Source organism: Peribacillus suis (genome assembly GCF_059384845.1).
This window is the reverse complement of record NZ_CM182019.1, coordinates 2,423,938-2,441,426: the sequence shown is the minus strand read 5'-3', so window position 1 is coordinate 2,441,426 and position 17,489 is coordinate 2,423,938. Positions and strand designations below refer to the sequence as shown.

Annotated in this window: 15 protein-coding genes and 1 other RNA gene; 13 read left to right on the top strand and 3 right to left on the bottom strand. The window is 40.2% G+C overall.

What is annotated here, in order from left to right:
- Positions 1-4: 4 nt before the first annotated feature.
- Both AC503W_RS11820 and recU read right to left on the bottom strand, forming a co-directional pair.
- Positions 5-2,701 (bottom strand): PBP1A family penicillin-binding protein, encoded by a 2,697-nt coding sequence (locus AC503W_RS11820; protein WP_494914269.1) that lies wholly within the window; start codon positions 2,699-2,701, stop codon positions 5-7.
- Between the two features lie 28 nt (positions 2,702-2,729).
- Positions 2,730-3,341 (bottom strand): Holliday junction resolvase RecU, encoded by a 612-nt coding sequence (recU, locus tag AC503W_RS11815; protein WP_402869109.1) that lies wholly within the window; start codon positions 3,339-3,341, stop codon positions 2,730-2,732.
- 135 nt (positions 3,342-3,476) lie between these two features.
- Here recU and AC503W_RS11810 point away from each other — a divergent pair, with 135 nt between their 5' ends.
- The 4 genes from AC503W_RS11810 (at position 3,477) to AC503W_RS11795 (ending at position 6,225) form a co-directional block, all read left to right on the top strand.
- A complete protein-coding gene (locus AC503W_RS11810; RefSeq protein ID WP_494914267.1) occupies positions 3,477-4,433 on the top strand; it encodes a DUF2515 family protein in 957 nt (318 codons plus the stop codon).
- 349 nt (positions 4,434-4,782) lie between these two features.
- Positions 4,783-5,052: a hypothetical protein gene (locus AC503W_RS11805; protein WP_407406283.1), complete on the top strand. Its 270-nt coding sequence runs from the start codon at positions 4,783-4,785 to the stop codon at positions 5,050-5,052.
- 83 nt (positions 5,053-5,135) lie between these two features.
- Positions 5,136-5,504, top strand: coding sequence for a YppE family protein (locus AC503W_RS11800; protein ID WP_402956741.1), 369 nt, complete (start codon positions 5,136-5,138; stop codon positions 5,502-5,504).
- A 76-nt stretch (positions 5,505-5,580) separates the two neighbouring features.
- On the top strand, positions 5,581-6,225 hold the full coding sequence (locus AC503W_RS11795) for a YppG family protein (protein ID WP_427686942.1): 645 nt from the start codon (positions 5,581-5,583) through the stop codon (positions 6,223-6,225).
- Positions 6,226-6,297: 72 nt separating this feature from the next.
- Here AC503W_RS11795 and AC503W_RS11790 read toward each other — a convergent pair whose 3' ends face one another.
- Positions 6,298-6,762, bottom strand: coding sequence for an Hsp20/alpha crystallin family protein (locus tag AC503W_RS11790; protein ID WP_427686944.1), 465 nt, complete (start codon positions 6,760-6,762; stop codon positions 6,298-6,300).
- 140 nt (positions 6,763-6,902) lie between these two features.
- Between AC503W_RS11790 and AC503W_RS11785 the strand changes: the two genes are divergently transcribed.
- The 9 genes from AC503W_RS11785 to AC503W_RS11745 all read left to right on the top strand — a co-directional run bounded on the left by AC503W_RS11785 (position 6,903) and on the right by AC503W_RS11745 (position 17,402).
- Positions 6,903-7,670, top strand: coding sequence for an alpha/beta fold hydrolase (locus tag AC503W_RS11785; protein ID WP_402869098.1), 768 nt, complete (start codon positions 6,903-6,905; stop codon positions 7,668-7,670).
- A gap of 155 nt (positions 7,671-7,825) precedes the next feature.
- A complete protein-coding gene (locus AC503W_RS11780; RefSeq protein ID WP_402869871.1) occupies positions 7,826-10,072 on the top strand; it encodes a DEAD/DEAH box helicase in 2,247 nt (748 codons plus the stop codon).
- A 103-nt stretch (positions 10,073-10,175) separates the two neighbouring features.
- Positions 10,176-11,441 (top strand): ribonuclease H-like domain-containing protein, encoded by a 1,266-nt coding sequence (locus tag AC503W_RS11775; RefSeq protein WP_403079395.1) that lies wholly within the window; start codon positions 10,176-10,178, stop codon positions 11,439-11,441.
- Positions 11,442-11,878: 437 nt separating this feature from the next.
- Positions 11,879-12,388 carry a CotD family spore coat protein gene (locus AC503W_RS11770; RefSeq protein WP_427686945.1) on the top strand — a complete coding sequence of 170 codons (510 nt, stop codon included), beginning with the start codon at positions 11,879-11,881 and terminating at the stop codon, positions 12,386-12,388.
- A 67-nt stretch (positions 12,389-12,455) separates the two neighbouring features.
- A complete protein-coding gene (locus AC503W_RS11765) occupies positions 12,456-13,007 on the top strand; it encodes an SLOG family protein (RefSeq protein WP_402869092.1) in 552 nt (183 codons plus the stop codon).
- A gap of 206 nt (positions 13,008-13,213) precedes the next feature.
- A complete protein-coding gene (gene gpsB / locus AC503W_RS11760; protein WP_402869090.1) occupies positions 13,214-13,525 on the top strand; it encodes a cell division regulator GpsB in 312 nt (103 codons plus the stop codon).
- A gap of 77 nt (positions 13,526-13,602) precedes the next feature.
- Positions 13,603-13,991: RNase P RNA component class B (gene rnpB / locus AC503W_RS11755), an RNA gene on the top strand.
- 181 nt (positions 13,992-14,172) lie between these two features.
- On the top strand, positions 14,173-16,257 hold the full coding sequence (locus AC503W_RS11750) for a sensor domain-containing protein (protein WP_494914263.1): 2,085 nt from the start codon (positions 14,173-14,175) through the stop codon (positions 16,255-16,257).
- Positions 16,254-17,402: a THUMP domain-containing class I SAM-dependent RNA methyltransferase gene (locus tag AC503W_RS11745; RefSeq protein ID WP_402869085.1), complete on the top strand. Its 1,149-nt coding sequence runs from the start codon at positions 16,254-16,256 to the stop codon at positions 17,400-17,402. Before AC503W_RS11750 ends, AC503W_RS11745 begins: the two co-directional genes overlap by 4 nt.
- Positions 17,403-17,489: the final 87 nt, after the last annotated feature.

Here is a 17,489-nt window from a genome sequence, read left to right as displayed (position 1 = left end):
TTTTTTAATTGCCATTTTCTTTATCTTTGTTTTTATTTTTGTCTTTTTCTGGGTCAGGAGCGGGAGCGGGCTCAGGAGTATCCGCGGGTTTATCCTCATCAACTTTTCCTGGATCCTCATCTTCGACATCCTCATCGTCTTTGGTGGCATCATCATTGCCATTACCATTACCGTTTCCATTGTTCCCGTTGTTATCTGTGTTGCCCTGGTCTGGGTTTTTATCTTTCTCTTCGTCTTCATTACCCTCGTCTTCAGTAGGAGTATCTTGTTCCAGATCCTCATCTTCGGCTGGCTCTTCAATATCTTCCTCTTCCTCAGGCTCTTCTTCAATAACGCTAGGAATCTCTACTGTAGCACCAGCAGGGTCGCTTCGTTGATTATCAACGATGGCTACGACAGAAAAAGTATATTTACTTCCCGGTGTAGGGTTTGGAATGGTTAAACTAGTATCCTTCGATTTTTTGAGAACACTTTTTGAGCCGCCGTCAACAGACATTTGGACTTCAAATTGTGGATTTCCATCACTATGAGACCATGAAAGCTGAATTTCATTGCTTTCCTGATTATAAGACGCACTGACGCTAGGTGTATCTATTTTCTCATATTCTGTGGTAACTTGTGTTGGCTCGTGGCCTTTAACATAGTATTCATAACTGATTCTATCACTTGGAGTGTATTGATTGGCTTTCACTACAGGATTCGACCCTTTAATGACACCAACTTTTGCAACACTGCTCGGCTGTTCAAAGTCTTTCGTTGTTTTTGATTGGGCCATGTGTTCCATCAAATTCTTAAAGATGAATTTTGGTATTCTTTGAGAAGAATCACCTAGGTATTCCATCTTTTTGCCTGCACTATTATCATAACCCGCCCATATGGCAACGGTATAGTTAGTCGTGTAACCAGCCATCCAGCTGTCCTTTACCCCTGAAGCAGGTATGTTGTTTGCTGCACGTTGCTCGGGAGTGAAGTTAGTGGATCCAGTCTTACCAGCGACTGGAAGCCCAGGTATGTTGGCCAATCTCCCTGTTCCGTAACTTTCTGTCATGACGCTTTTCAGCATATCCGTGACGATGAAAGCCGTGGAATCTTTCATGACAGGTTTTGTTTCTGTTTTGTTCTTGATGGTTGTTTTATCACGTAATACAATTTTCTTGACGGTATGTGGTTCGTTATAAATCCCACCATTACCAAAGGCCCCATATGCACCGGCAAGTTCTAGAGTGGAAACATCTGTGCCACCGCCAATTGAAGCGGATTCGTTGATTTCCTTATCTTTATCAAAAGGAACGCCAAGGTCAATTGCAAAATCACGTGCACGTTCTTTCCCGACTTCTTGGAACGCTTTCAAGGCTGGTATGTTCAATGATCTCGCGAGAGCTTCTCGAATAGGAACCGTTCCATAATGAGTGCCTGATGCATTTTTGAGGGGAGTTCCATCAAAGTATGTATACTCCTCATCTTTAATAGGTTGATAGGTTGACCAGTTTAAATATTCGACAGCTGGACCATAATCTAAGATAGGTTTGATTGTCGACCCTGGTGAACGCTTAGCATCTGTTGCATAGTTCCACCCGCGTTTGACGTTCGTGTTCCTGCCACCGCCAACGGCTTTAATTTCGCCTGTTTGCGTATCAAGCAAAGTAACACCGGCTTGTAGATCTTCACTTGGATAACTAACGATATCATTACTATTCAACATTTTATAAACGTATTCTTGGGCGTCTTTATCAATGGTCGTTTGGATTTCCAGACCATCTGTAAACACATTATAGTCACCCATATTTCCGACTTCTTCTATTACCAAATCTATGAAGGCATCATAAGCAGTCGTATCGATTTGGTTTTTATCGACCTCTTGAAGTCCGGCTGTTATTTTAACGTTTTGTGCCTTTTTCATTTCCTGTTCGCTAATGTATCCATGTTTATTCATGAGATGAAGTACAATATCGCGACGTTCTTTTGCCCGTTCTGGATATTTATATGGATCATAGCGACTTGGGCTTTGCGGTAACCCGACAAGCATGGCCACTTCGTTAAGGTCCAATTTATCCAAGTCTTTCCCGTAATATGTTTGCGAAGCCGTCAGAATCCCGTTTGCACGATTGGCAAAGAAAATTTTGTTCACATACATTTCCAGTATTTCTTGTTTTGTGTATTTTCTTTCTAGCTGTATGGCCAGCCACATTTCTTGGACTTTCCTTTTAATCGTTTTATCAGGTGTTAAATAAGAGCGTTTGATAACCTGTTGGGTTAAAGTACTAGCACCTTCTGAACCAAAGCCATTTTTGACATTGGCGAGGACTGCGCTGCCTAAACGAAGGAAGTCAACCCCATGGTGGGAATAAAAACGGGAATCTTCTGTTGCCAGGAATGCGTCTTCGACTAGTTCAGGTATATCTTCATAATTGACAAAGTCACGATTCTCAGTGCCGACCTCTCCAAGTAATTTACCTTCTTCATCAAGGATCTTCGAGGTAACGGGGTCTTTTAAAAGGCTTTCGTCGAGCTTGGGAGCATCACTGATAAAGTAAGCTAATGTAGCTCCTCCAGCAACTAAACAAATAATTCCGATTGTAACGAGAATGAGAAAAACTCGCTTAAGCATGTTCGTGGGTTTTTTCGGCCCTTTTTTTGGTGCCTTCTTCTGTGCCTGACCCTGCTTTCTACGTTCTTCTCTTGTATTATATTTTTCAGCCATTACAGCTAACCTGCCTTTCTAGAAAAAACTAAAAATTTTCTGCGATAAGTAAATCTACTACTTTAATATAGTCAATTCTCGGTTGAAAGCCAAGCGCAATCTTCTTTGAACTGGTCTTGACCTCTTCAAGGGTAATGGATTTGCGTCCACCGTCTTTCATCCGATTCCAATACAACACCAGTTGTTCGGAGCTCATTAAGTATATACTATCCGTCGCAGAAAAGCGGATAATAACAAATGCAATTCCATCATGCTGAACGATTTGCTTCATATGTTCAACTTGGTGTTCGTGAAAATTCTTGAGAGGGAAAGAGTTCCTATTTTTTGTTTCCTTGGCCTCAAAATCAATATATCTACCTTTATAGACCCCATTGTAATCCGTGGTCGATGCTTGCTTGAAGTAAGCTTCTTTAATAACGGCAGCACTTCTTTTAGGATAGTGGACATCCACAATTTGTACGGGTGTCGGCTTTTTATGTATGACAGCAATCCCGTGCGCTAAATAATACTGATTGGTTTCATTCAAATCATCCTCTAATGTTTTTCCACGATTACTGTAACTGAACTTCTTTAGTGGACTTTTCCTTTCTTTCATGGGCTGCGGTACGAACTTTCGTCCGTTGGGATAATTGAATGCCACTTTTACCCCTCCTTTTTTTTCACCTATCTATATTAGCAAAAAAAGAATCCGAAATGTGAATAAAAAGAATTGTTTCTTAGAACGATAGGATTTAACAATTGAAAAATGTCATAATTCCTGGAAATGGTGGTTCTTATGTATCAGATTACAAGCATGGAAAAGCAATTGTTATCTATTATAAAAGGTCAAACTGCTAAATGGAACAAAGATAATATATCCAGAACCCAAGCTTATGAAAAATTCTTCCTGCTTCATCCTGAAATAAAATGGTCCTTTCTAGCAGGGATGGTTTCCCGTAATGCAGGTTGGAATATGTGTGATCTTAAAGGGGTCTGGTATTCGCAATTATTAGGTTCTAAATATAAACGTCAGTTATTCCTTGCTTACGAAGAAGCGAATTGGCGGATTTTTGAGGATGCCTATCCGCAGTTACTCATCTATCATTATTCGACGAAATTTAAGCGCCCTTTGTTTCACTTATGTCCATATTTTTTTATTACTGATTTCATCATAAATGAGTGGTACTCTTTTTGGGAGGATGGAAATCGGGAAAGATTAATCACCGCCCTTATTATAAATGAACAGAATATCATTGAACCCATCATAAAAAAGCGATCTCTCGTATTTCATTCCATCTTATTTTTTCTACAGGATTGTATGCATTTTAGCACCGTATTATTTCCCACATGTAAAGGGGTGTTATATGGCGCATCCGTTTCTCATTTTCGGAATCTAGATGAAAGAATCGAATTGGGGAAAAGATTGGCTGATCTTCTTTTTAGGAAAGAGCTTTTTCCATTATTTTTGGAATTCGCCAGTCGAACGGAGCCGACCGGATCGAGGTTTGATTATGAACAGTACAGAAAAATACCCAGGCTACATGAAACGCCGATGCTGCGTATGGTTTATCCAATCATCGATCATCATCCCATTCTCCCGGAGAAATGGTGTATAAAGAAAAGATTAAAAAAAGAATGGTTTTTCGAACCGCAGTGGAAAGAAAATCCTCTTTTGACCGATTGGTTCGATCGTAAACAAAAACAATTGCATACGGTCATCTTGCTCAAAAAGCTGGTCTTGAAAAAGAAGTAGGGAAGGCGATGTTTCCGCCTTCCCTGATGTGTGGTCATACCCCTATTCGTTTAGGTAGAGGGTTTGTTTTCACCACTAAGTTTTGGATTACCTTTTCCTGCCTTTTCTGCCGGCGGCTTTTGTCGTTTTTCGTTTTTTTGCTGTCTGCTTTCATTCGACTGCAAATAAATCACCTCCTGCTTGTATTCTTGTTTAAAATGGCCAGCTTCATTCGCTCCATATTGTCGAAGGCCCCTATAAATTAAGAAAATTACACTTTCTTTGCCGATTCCCTTCTAGTTTTGTCAACCTAGAAGGGCTTTTTATTTAAAAAAAGAATAGTAACAGGTATAGAATGGGAGGGGTCAGCATGATCAATAAAAGTGTAGCAACAGAAGAAATTTTAAGTATGATAGCTGAAATCAGTACCAGTCTGGATCAATTGGAAAATGCTTATGGTGAGACCATGAATACGGCTCGTTGTAAGCTATGGGCGGAGCAGCACAATTTAGTGGATGACGCACAGGAAGCGATGGAGAAAGCCGGGGATTTCTTGGTTGAGACAGAAGAAATAAGCCGACCTTATCCCGTTAAATCAATAAAATCAATGGTGGTACCCAAAATTTTAGCGGAAGTATAAAGTGTATAAGTATGAGTCGCTAGAATTTCATTTTTTCGTCAATTCGATTATACTGTTGGAAACATGCTACGGAGGAATTCATCGTGCAAAAAGAGAAACTTCAAAAATTAACCGAACAATTAATACATTACGTAAGTCAAGCGAATGAAATTTATGAAAGTGTTCGAAAGGAAGGAATAGAAAAAGACTTCTTTACGGAGGTCAAGCCGTTTGCCGATCAAGTCCAAGCAAATTGTGCGGAATGGGAGCATGGTATAAAAGAGTGGATGAAAGAAACGCCATTCAAACATCTATTTCCTGAGCAAATCGAACAAACGGCCAATAATCTTTCGGATGTCGCGGTTCAGGCATTCTTTCCGAAGACCAGCTATAAACGGTTTAAAAGCCATGTTCAATCCATTGAGTATATCCTTCACAATGTGAAATCAGAAGTGGATAGATTACTATCATGATCTTCCAAACACTAAAATCCTCTTTTTTCATATAATAATGGAACCATGTCAGGAAAAAAGAGGAGACGCATAGAACATGATGAGATCGGATTATAATCCTGTCTTCCCTAATCAAGAGCAGTACCCGCAATCCATGCCTGAATACTGGGGGGGATATCAGCAACCAATGCCGTACCCTCAGCAGTCACCCATTCAGGACCCGAATATGCACCATTACTCTCCCCAGTATAATGGAGGCTTGGTGCCACCCTATCAAGACCCATACCAGCAACCTGCCTTTCCATCCTACCAACCGGTGCCACAACAGGCCATGAATACAGGGGCGGCCCCGGGCAGTAGTGTAATGCAGCCGATGCCACCGAATCAGACAATGCCACCCATGTCACCAATGCCACCTATTCAACCTATGTACCCCAATCAACAAATGCCTGTCAATCAATACATGCCAAAACAAACTCAAGGCATCAACCCTTTTGATAACCCGCTACAGCCGACGAAACGACCTCCGCAAATGCAACAACAAGTTTATAACCCATATCCAAAACAACAATTCATGCAAAAGCAGCAGCCTTCGGGAATTAAGTCTGTCATGAACCAATTTAAAACACAGGACGGATCGATGGATATTACAAAAATGATGAATACGGCTGGACAAATGATGAATACGGTCTCTCAAGTTTCTTCGATGGTCAAGGGAGTAGGGGGGTTCTTCAAAGTTTAGATGGGTAAAATAAAAAAGTAGACGTAAAAGTGACCCAGCCACTTTTTACGTCTACTTAAGTTTGCCCCTAATTCAACCGTTGATCTCAATTCGATTCCCTTTCACTTTAGGCAGATTAAGCGTTAGGATGCCATCGCGATGCCTAGCCCTTACATTTTGTTCATCGATTGGTTTTAAAAAGGAAATGGTTTTTGTTAACTGACTAGATGATTGCGAATTTTGAATGAAGCCTGGGGGTTGGCGAAACTTTTCCCCTACTTTGGACTTCGTGGAGATGGTCACGGATTGTGGCAATAAATCGATGGAAATTTGGCTCCTGGGAATACCGGGCAAGCTTGCGGTAAGGATATATTCCGAATTTGTTTCATCAAGGTAGATGGGGAAAGTTTGTTCTTTAGCTGAGCCAAAGAATCCGTCCAGGGACTGTAGCATGCCTCTGGCGGGCCTTTCAGAGAACAAACGATCCATTTTGTTAATGAAGTGGGTAAAAGGTTCTTTTCTTTCTTGGGGTTGATCATTCTTTTCAAAAGGGGTCATCACGGTCCTCCTATCTAAAAAACTCCTTTGCCTATAGGCTATGTAGAGGCTAAAGATGTGTGAATGGACATAAGTGGTTTAGATATAGACCCACGGGGAATAACAATATTAAACATAATCTTGGGGATGGGGGATTGAAGATGACTGGAAGCAGTAATTTATCATACATAGATCGAGGCGAAGGAAAAGATACACTATTGTTTATTCATGGATTTTGCGGGAGCCATGAATATTGGCAGAAGCTAATTCCAAACTTGCAGAAAAAGTATAGAGTCATTGCGGTCGACCTGCGTGGCCATGGAGCAAGCGAATCGAATGTAACATCTTTTTCTATTGAAGATATGGCTGAGGATATTGCACTCTTTTTAGAAGACCAGGATATCGAGCAGGTATATTTATTCGGGCATTCTCTAGGAGGCTATATAACTTTGGCCTTTGCTGAGAAGTTCCCGGAAAAATTGAACGGATTCTCACTTATTCATTCTACTGCTTTTCCGGATGATGAGGGAGGGAAGGAAGGGCGCATGAAGGCAGTTGAAAAAATTGAGGCTGATGGTATGCCGCCTTTCATTGATGGACTCATCCCTAAGTTATTTGCGGATTCCAATGACCCTCAAATCGAGCAGGTTAAGAGGATTGGATATCAAACGAGGGAAACAGCGGCAATTGGATCGTTACATGCTATGAGAAATAGAAAAGATAAAAATTACGTCTTACAGGATACCAAGCTACCAGTCCTTTTGGTCGCAGGTGAAAAGGATAAAGTCATCGCCCCGGAAAAGACCTTTTCCATAAAGGGTAAGAATATAAAAGAGGTAGTCCTAGAAGGATGCGGCCATATGGGAATGCTTGAAGACCCTGAAAGGCTTGCGAGTGAAATTGAACATTTCATTGAAGAAGTCAAATAGTAGAAGGTGAAAATTTTATCAATTGGTGAAAGCTAAAATTACACTAACTATGGACCTAAGCAGTTTTAGGTCTTTTTTTGTTTGGCAGTATATCCCAACTGGTCAACCAAACGTTTATTCGGTAAACTATTATGTACAAAGAGGTGACTAGTATGATTGGAAAGAAATCACTTTCGGAATTAATAAAAGAATTAAGGGAAAATGAAAATATCATTAATTGGCATGAAATTGAACCGCGGGAAGCGAAGACGAGACCGTTGCCTTCCAGCGTTGACGATAGAATTAAAAATGCTTTGCAAAAAAGAGGGATTGGTGACCTGTATAGCCATCAATACACAGCATATGAAACATTGAGGAAAGGAGAAAATATTGTAGCCGTAACCCCTACGGCTTCGGGAAAAACACTATGTTATAACCTTCCAGTGTTACAATCCATTGCAGAAAATGGGGAAAACCGTGCGTTGTATATTTTCCCGACTAAAGCTCTAGCCCAAGATCAGAAAAGCGAACTGAACGAGATAATCAGTGAAATGGGGATAGACATCAAAAGCTACACCTACGATGGGGATACTTCGCCTGCCATTCGCCAGGTGGTGAGAAAGGCTGGTCATATCGTGATTACAAACCCGGATATGTTGCATTCGGCCATTTTACCGCATCATACAAAGTGGGTGAGTCTCTTTGAAAATCTCAAGTATGTCGTCATTGATGAACTCCATACATATAGGGGCGTGTTTGGAAGCCATGTTGCCAATGTCATTAGAAGGTTGAAACGAATCTGTAAATTTTATGGAAGTAATCCGATCTTTATATGTACATCCGCTACAATCGCCAACCCGAAGGAATTGGCGGAGCAGCTAACTGGTAATCCCATGCGCTTAATAGATGATAACGGAGCGCCTAGCGGTAGAAAACACTTCGTTTTTTATAATCCGCCAATTGTTAATAAGCCCTTGAACATCAGGAAAAGTGCAACTGTAGAGGTTAACAACCTAGCAAAGGAATTCTTGAAGAATAAAATCCAGACCATCGTTTTTGCTCGTAGCCGAGTTAGAGTGGAAATCATATTAAGTCATTTGCAGGACCTCGTGAAAGGTCAAATCGGGTCGAAATCCATTAGGGGCTATCGCGGAGGATATCTCCCAAAACAAAGAAGGGAAATAGAGCGGGGCTTAAGGGAAGGCGATATTCTAGGTGTTGTCAGTACGAACGCTTTAGAATTGGGAGTGGATATAGGGCAGTTACAGGTATGTGTCATGACAGGATACCCGGGAAGTGTGGCGAGTACATGGCAACAGGCTGGGAGAGCAGGGAGAAGGCATGGGGAAGCTTTGATACTGATGGTGGCAAGTTCTACCCCCATAGATCAGTACATTGTACAAAATCCAGAATACTTTTTTGACCGTTCTCCTGAGTCGGCCCGGATTAATCCGGAAAACTTAATTATTCTGGTTGACCATTTAAAGTGTGCCGCTTACGAACTCCCTTTTAAGGAAAATGAAGAATTTGGTCCCTTGGATGTGAAAGAAATTTTGGAGTATCTAGTGGAAGAAAGGGTTATTCACCAAAATGGTGATACATTCTACTGGGCCAATCAATCTTTCCCGGCTGGAAATATCAGTTTACGGTCTGCGTCCCAAGAAAATGTCGTTATAGTCGATCAATCAGAAACGGCAAATGTAAAAATAATCGGGGAAATGGATAGGTTTAGCGCTATGACACTCCTACATGATGAGGCAATTTATTTACATGAAGGAGTCCAATATCAAGTTGAAAAACTAGATTGGGAACATAAAAAGGCATATGTGCGGGAAGTGGACGTGGAATATTACACAGATGCAAACTTAGCCGTACAGCTAAAAGTACTGGAAATAGATAAAACGGTCAATACGAGGGAATCGTCCATCAATTATGGCGATGTTACCATCAATATCTTACCAAGCATCTTTAAAAAGATAAAACTAACGACATTTGAAAACATAGGGTCAGGTCCCATTTACTTACCAGAGGAAGAACTGCATACTAGCGCAACTTGGTTGGAAATAAAAGAAGTTGATTCCACACTTGGCGAAAAAACACTGGAGCAGCTCCTACAAGGGGTTGCTAATGTTTTGGGACACGTAGTTCCCATTCTTGTTATGTGCGATAGGAATGATATCCATGTCGTTGCCCAAATAAAAGCAGCACATACCCAGCTACCCACTATATTTATGTACGATCATTATCCAGGTGGAATAGGGCTAGCTGAAGATGTTTATAAGCGTTTTGACCAGGTGAAAGAGGCAGCGAAGAATCTTATAAGAAAATGCCCATGCAAAGATGGGTGCCCTTCATGTATAGGGACTGAAATAGAAGGGGTACGTGCCAAAAAGAGAAGTGTGGAGTTGCTAGACCAATTTTAGTTGAAAGAAAGAACGAGTTAATTTTAAAGCTCTCCGGATGTTGAACCTGTATTTTCGGTAAAACCATTCAATGGCCGGATTACATGAATAGAGGTGTAGCTTTTTGTCATTGAAAAATAAACTGAATCGCCTGAAGACCCATATGAACCATGAAACACAAGATAGACAACCACTGATAAAGGAATGCGACGACATGGTGAAAACTGACATTCCATTTCTTGAAAAGTGGCTTGGAAATGACACGAGTGCCTACCATTTTGATGGAGATTATTGCTTCGTCCGTGAAGTTCGTTATCCCTTGGAACATAAACATGGTTTGTATTCGTTCCTGGAGTTGAAGGGGATAGTAAAGGCATGGAATCAATCTTCTGTAGAGCACCCCTTGTCTGCTAAAGGGATTAAGGGCGAAGATCTCTTTTTCTTTGATACGGAAACGACAGGACTAGGTGGTGGGGCAGGCAACACCATCTTTTTACTGGGTTACGCTTATTTTGAAGGGGATGAAGTCGTCGTCAAACAGCATATCCTGCCCCAGCCTGGTAGTGAGGTCCCGCTTTACCAAAGCTTTCTTGAGAACATCAATTATGAAACACTTGTTACGTATAATGGAAAGGCATTTGACTGGCCACAGTTAAAAACAAGGCATACCTTGATAAAGGAACATGTCCCGAAGCTTCCGGAATTCGGTCACTTTGATTTATATCATGCTTCAAGACGGCTCTGGAAAGATAAATTAGAACGAGTGAAATTATCTGCAGTGGAAACGGACATTTTAGGGTTTGAACGCGAAGATGATATCCCAGGGTACTTGGCACCAATGATTTATTTCGATTTTGTTGAACGGAAGAATCCGGACATTCTTTTTGGGATCATGAAACATAATGAATTGGATATTTTATCGCTAATCACCTTGTATATTCACTTGTCCCGAAAAATCCTACAAATGGACGGATATACGGAAGAATCATTGGAGATTGCCCGTTGGTTCGCCTACTTAGGGAAAAAGGAAGACTCTGTGGAGGCGTATGAAAAAATAAGGGAAGTCGGAAATGAGGAAGACCGGATCTCGGCAGGTCATGCAATAGCTTTTCAGAAAAAGAAACAAGGGAAATTTGACGAGGCACTTACAATCTGGAAGGAAGTAGCGTTAAATGGGATACCTCGGTTGAGGATTCAGGCTCAGATTGAATGCGCAAAAATTTTGGAGCACCAATCCAAGAATCCCGCTGCTGCCCTTACTTGCACCAAGAAGGCATATCAAGAAATGCTGGAAATGGGCAATGGGAATAGGCTGAACTTGGAGAAAAAACTTTTGGAATTAGAAAAAAGGATGTTGCGGCTTGAAAGAAAAAATAGACTCCTACAATAAAAGCTCTAATGATTAATAAGTAACTACCAATTGCCAAATTCTTCTTGTGATAAAAATGTAGTAAACAAGTATTGTAGCCTCAAGTCATAATGTGTAAAATGATAGTCGTCGAGGATGAATGTAGAAACATCCATCCGTTCAATAAATTTAATAGTGAAAGCGGAGCGAAGAAATGTATAAAACCACATTATTTCTATTTTTTGTTGTCCTATGTTTGACGATTGTTTTATTTACATCATTAAAAGATAGTTTTTATTCTTTTTTATAAAAAGCACGAGGTAAAGCTGCCCACATAAGATGAAAGGTAGTTTGAATTTTCCTTGATTATTGGATTAATTGATATAAATAGGTTATTTCATCAGTACACGTCTACCCTTTTTTTCATAGTCTGTAATGGTAAGGCAAAACTTATCTTGATGAAAGGGGACGAATTATATATGTATTTTCGTAATTGTGGGGGATATCACTCAAATGTAATGGGAGCACACTCCAATGTAATGGGGGCACAATCCAATGTAATGGGAGCACACTCCAATGTAATGGGGGCACAATCCAATGTAATGGGAGCACACTCCAATGTAATGGGGGCACAATCCAATGTGATGGGAGCAAAATCCAATGTAATGGGGGCACAATCCAATGTGATGGGAGCGCAACACTATCCGACTGCTGTTTCTCCAGTACATGGTCAAACCCAGGCTCTTCCTACGCAAACGGCACCGGCACAAGTATCTCCTACTCAGCAATACGTAAACACAAATGTATCTAATACAGTGATTCCTGTTATTCACCCATCTCATACAACAACGGTTAATAAACATTGCAACACATATAAACACTATTTCCCGCATACTCAATCTGTAGTGAACGAGTGTTACACTCAAAACTTGATTTGTGGTATGCCGCCAGTCAATCCTTGCTGCCCACCTAGGCAATTTGGATACTGAAAAAATTAAGGGCCTAATAAGCCCTTATTTTTCTTACATAATGTCTGAAAGGGGGAGTGGTCTTTAGATGAAGGTTTTGTATCTAACTGGTTATAAAGCATTCGAATTAGGGATATTTAAAAATGATCATGAAGGCGTACAATACATAAAAAAAGCGATTAGGCAACGGCTCATTCCCTTAGTCGAGGATGGACTTGAATGGGTGATCATTTCCGGTCAGTTAGGATCGGAGCTATGGGGGGCTGAGGTGGTATTCGAGGTGAAAGAGGAGTACCCTTCCTTAAAATTGGGTGTACTTACTCCTTTTTTGAATCAGGAAGAGTCATGGAATGAGACGAATCAGGATTTCTACCGTTCCATTTTGACACGTGCCGACTTTGTCGAATCAATTTTCAAGAAGCCTTATGAAGGACCACAGCAGTTGAAAGTTAAAAATCGTTACATGGTCAAGAAAAGTGATGCCATGTTGATTGTTTTCGATCCTGAAAAGGAAGGATCTGCAAAATATCCATATTATGAAGCCATGAAAAAAGCGGAATCCCTAGCCTATCCCATTTACCAGATTAGCTTTGACGATTTGCAGCAAGTAGCGGAAGAGGATAACTGGGCTAACGATTAAACCATAAAGCAATAAATCATGGACTAAATGTTGTTTCCAGAGCATAATCATATTATGATGAAAATTAGAAACAAAAGGTAGTCCTGCAAGTCGAAAAAAATTTGTCCTTATTTTAAATAAAAATGTGTTTGTTTGACAAATCCAAGCAGATTTGAAAAAATAATAAAAAGTCGATTGTATTGGCGAAAGTATTGAGGTGAAGTCTTATGCTATCCGATAAGATAAAATTAACGGCTAAAGATATTCTTGAAAAAGATTTTAAAACGGCTATGCGAGGTTATAAACCTGAAGATGTAGACCAGTTTCTAGATCTTATCATCAAGGATTATGAAGTGTTTCATCAGGAAATTGAAGATCTTAAACAAGAAAATCTTAAATTGAAAAAACAAACCGAAGAGAATCCGAAACGTCCGAGTCAACCTGCTCCAGGAGCAACTCCTGGAACTACAAACTTTGATATTTTAAAACGGTTATCCAACTTAGAAAAGCATGTCTTTGGAAATAAACTGTTCGATTAATTGCTTGGTTTTATTTCTTTTTTGAAATTGTATTGTGTTTTATTTGTTTATGGGTTATAATCATTAATGTTATGTTAACGTTTGGGTAATTGCTGCTGCATTTATGCAGTTGAGGAAAGTCCATGCTCGCACGGGCTGAGATGCCCGTAGTGTTCGTGCCTGGCGAAAAAATAAGCTTGGGCAGCAGTCTTTGACTGTTGACGGCCGGGAAAATGCCTAAGTCCTTTTGGATATGGCATGAATACCTATAAAAGTGCCACAGTGACGGAGCCTTTGCAGAAATGCAAAGGGTGGAACGAGGTAAACCCCACGAGCGAGAAACCCAAATTAATGGTAGGGGCGCTTTCTTCCTTGGAATTGAACGAGGAGAAGGACAGAAGCATCGCTTCTGTAGATAGATGATTACCGCCGAAGTACGAGACGCAAGTCGCTTGCAGTACTGAGGAACAAAACATGGCTTACAGAACGTTACCATATAACAATTAAAGAACAACTCTCCTTGTGAAAGGAGAGTTTTTGTTTTGTTTATGAAATTTTATCTAATCTAAATATGTCAATACAATGTCGGATTTCCCCTTCTTAACACTACGTGTGTAAAATACTTTATCATGGAAGTATAAACTAGTGTACTATCGGAGGTTTTCAACATGAGGGATATGCAGGTTGGTTTTCCGGAAGTGTTTTCATTGGCTGATACCATGCTGCAGCAAATGCAGGAGGGGGCTTTGGTATATACTGAAGAAGGATTAATTATCCAATGGAATAAGGCGGCGGAGAAAATTATCGGATACTCTGATTTTAATCAATTTGGCCATTTATTTCCTTCTTTATTTGCCAGTGAGCATGAGGTTGAAATGATGAGTAAGGAATTACGAAGTAGTCAATCCTATACTGGCTCTCCAATTATGATCCGTAAAAATGGAGAGCGATTTAAAAGTAAAATGAAAATTAGTGGAATCTCATTAAAGGGACAAATGTTTTACTCTGTTATTTTTGATCATCATGATTTTCAGGTAAGGGAAGAAACAGAAAGGATCCTTGCTGAAAAAATTTACATGAATATTGAAGAGAGTGTCTTATATACGGACAAGCATGGTGTCATTCTATCCGTGAACCCAGCCTTTCAAATCGTGACAGGATATACAGAAGAAGAGGCAATTGGAAAAAAGCCAAATATTCTTCAATCCGGATATCATAAAAAAGATTTTTATGATGCCATGTGGAAAGAGATAGGGGAATGTGGAAGATGGAGCGGAGAAATCTGGAATAGACGAAAAAATGGTGAGGTTTTCCTTGAGTGGTTAACGATTCTTGCCATTACGAATGAATCTGGAGAAGTCACACACTATGTTGCGTTGTTTTCTGATATCACCGATAGGAAGCATCAGGAAAATCAACTGCAAAAATTGATTCGGTATGATGCTTTGACGGGAATGGCTAACCGTTCTTTATTGAATGAAGAGCTGTGCCGCTTAATCGAAACGTCTGAAAAATACAATCAAACACTCGCTGTGTTACACTTAGACCTTGCACGATTTAAAGCGATTAATGAAACACTAGGTCATGGATATGGGGATTTATTGCTGAAAAAAGTTGCAGCAAGAATAAAGAGAATGTTGAAAAACGAAAATGTGCTTGCACGAATTGGCGGCGACGAGTTTATCATTGTCTTGCCCCATTTAAAGCATGTAAAAGAAGCTGTCCACGTCTCTGAGGATGTCATTTCAACACTCAAACAGCCTTTTTATTTATATGACGAAGAGGTATATACATCAGTTAGTGTAGGAATTAGTTTATATCCCTTTGATGGCTCACAGGTTGAAACATTATTAATAAATGCTGAAAAATCGTTACAAAAAGCGAAGGCCAATGGGGTTAATAGCTTTGAATTATATCATGAAGATTTACAAACGGGGAATGATACCCGGAGAAGAACAATAGAAAATAGGCTACATACAGCAATCGAAAACAACGAGCTTCAGGTTCACTATCATCCGCAGGTCCATCTTGAAACAGGGAAAGTGGTGGGTGTGGAAGCACTCCTGCGTTGGAGTGTTCCTGAATTAGGACAGGTTTCTCCTGCCGAGTTCATTCCTATTGCGGAAGAAACGGGACTGATCATCCCAATCAGCCATTGGGTCATTAAACAGGCATGTGAGGAAATTAGAAAATTCCATATTTCTGGGTATCCTGATTTAAAGGTAAGTATCAATATATCAGGATTGCATTTCACCCAGGAAAACTTTGCGAAAGAAGTCATTGGCCTCATACAAGACACTAACATCAATCCCCATCGTGTGGAGTTGGAATTGACCGAAAGCATAATCATGCCTAATGCCCAGAATTCGATAAAAAAATTAGTCGCACTCAAGCAACAGGGATTTAAATTGTCCATTGATGATTTTGGGACTGGTTATTCATCATTGAGTTACTTGCGAAAATTCCCTATTGATACTCTTAAAATCGATCAAAGTTTTATTAAAAACGTAGATAATGACAAAGATGACTCGGCAATAGTGATAGCGATTATTACTATGGCTAAGACGCTTAATCTGGAAATCATAGCAGAAGGCGTGGAACTTAAAAAGCAAGTAGACTTTTTGAAAACGCAAAAGTGTGATATCATTCAAGGGTTTTACTTGTCAAAACCGTTACCCGTTACTGAATTGCATGACTTTTTGGAAATGTGGAAACCGATTTTGATTATAGGAAAGAAGGTGCATGACGAATGAAACAATTCGATATTATTGCAACATCAGCAATGGGATTGGAATCTATTGTTGCAAAGGAAGTCCGTGACTTGGGTTACGACTGTGAAGTTGAAAACGGAAAAATTATGTACAAAGGGGACCAAATGGCCATAGCCCGCTCTAATTTATGGTTACGCAGTGCCGATCGTGTGAAAATTAAGGTCGCTGAATTCAAGGCGTATTCCTTTGATGAGCTGTTTGAAAAAACCAAAGCCTTGAATTGGGAAGATTACCTATCTGTAGATGTTGAGTTTCCAGTCAGCGGTAAATCAGTTAAATCCCAGTTGTATAGTGTTCCTGATTGTCAGGCCATCGTGAAAAAAGCGATTGTCGATCGATTGAAAAGTAAGTATAAGCAAGTTTCCTGGTTTGAAGAGACAGGCCCATTATTTAAAATTGAAGTATCGATTTTAAAAGATTTAGTAACACTTACGATAGATACATCAGGAGCTGGATTACATAAACGTGGCTACCGCACTGGGCAAGGTGAAGCACCTCTTAAAGAAACCTTAGCGGCAGCGTTGGTAATGCTCACGAACTGGAAACCAGATAAACCATTCATCGACCCATTCTGTGGTTCCGGGACGATTCCTATTGAAGCGGCATTGATTGGACAGAATATTGCTCCTGGATTTAACCGTGACTTCATTTCCGAAACCTGGTCTTGGATGGATAGCAAGGTTTGGGATGAAGCGAGAACCGAAGCTGAGGATTTGGCTGATTACGATCAGTATTTGGATATTTCAGGATGTGATATTGATCACCGCATGGTCGAAATCTCAAAAGCCAATAGTTTCGAAGCAGGTCTTGGAGATTTGATTGATTTCAAACAAATGCAGGTGAGGGATATCTCGACGAGGAAGGAATATGGCGTCATTGTGGGGAACCCACCATATGGGGAACGTCTTGGTGAAAAGAAAGCCGTTGAGCAGATGTATAAAGAGATGGGAGAGGCATTTAAAAAGCTTGATACATGGTCTATTTACATGATTACCTCAAACCCGGACTTTGAACAGTTTTATGGGAAACCAGCTACGAAAAAAAGGAAGCTGTTCAATGGATTCATTAGGACGGACTTTTATCAATATTGGGGAAAAAGGCCGGCAAGACAACCTAGAGGCGAATAAGTAGGTATAATATAATATAAGATTTTGAAAAGTCAGGACATTTTATCTAAAGTGGGTTCTATTCTTGATTATCCCTTCCATTTCTGT

Coding starts and splice junctions, on each gene's coding strand:
- AC503W_RS11820 (WP_494914269.1), bottom strand. CDS start 2,701: ATGGCTGAAAAATATAATACAAGAGAAGAACGTAGAAAGCAGGGTCAG.
- AC503W_RS11810 (WP_494914267.1), top strand. CDS start 3,477: ATGTATCAGATTACAAGCATGGAAAAGCAATTGTTATCTATTATAAAA.
- AC503W_RS11805 (WP_407406283.1), top strand. CDS start 4,783: ATGATCAATAAAAGTGTAGCAACAGAAGAAATTTTAAGTATGATAGCT.
- AC503W_RS11795 (WP_427686942.1), top strand. CDS start 5,581: ATGATGAGATCGGATTATAATCCTGTCTTCCCTAATCAAGAGCAGTAC.
- AC503W_RS11790 (WP_427686944.1), bottom strand. CDS start 6,762: ATGACCCCTTTTGAAAAGAATGATCAACCCCAAGAAAGAAAAGAACCT.
- AC503W_RS11785 (WP_402869098.1), top strand. CDS start 6,903: ATGACTGGAAGCAGTAATTTATCATACATAGATCGAGGCGAAGGAAAA.
- AC503W_RS11770 (WP_427686945.1), top strand. CDS start 11,879: ATGTATTTTCGTAATTGTGGGGGATATCACTCAAATGTAATGGGAGCA.
- AC503W_RS11765 (WP_402869092.1), top strand. CDS start 12,456: ATGAAGGTTTTGTATCTAACTGGTTATAAAGCATTCGAATTAGGGATA.
- gpsB (WP_402869090.1), top strand. CDS start 13,214: ATGCTATCCGATAAGATAAAATTAACGGCTAAAGATATTCTTGAAAAA.
- AC503W_RS11750 (WP_494914263.1), top strand. CDS start 14,173: ATGAGGGATATGCAGGTTGGTTTTCCGGAAGTGTTTTCATTGGCTGAT.
- AC503W_RS11745 (WP_402869085.1), top strand. CDS start 16,254: ATGAAACAATTCGATATTATTGCAACATCAGCAATGGGATTGGAATCT.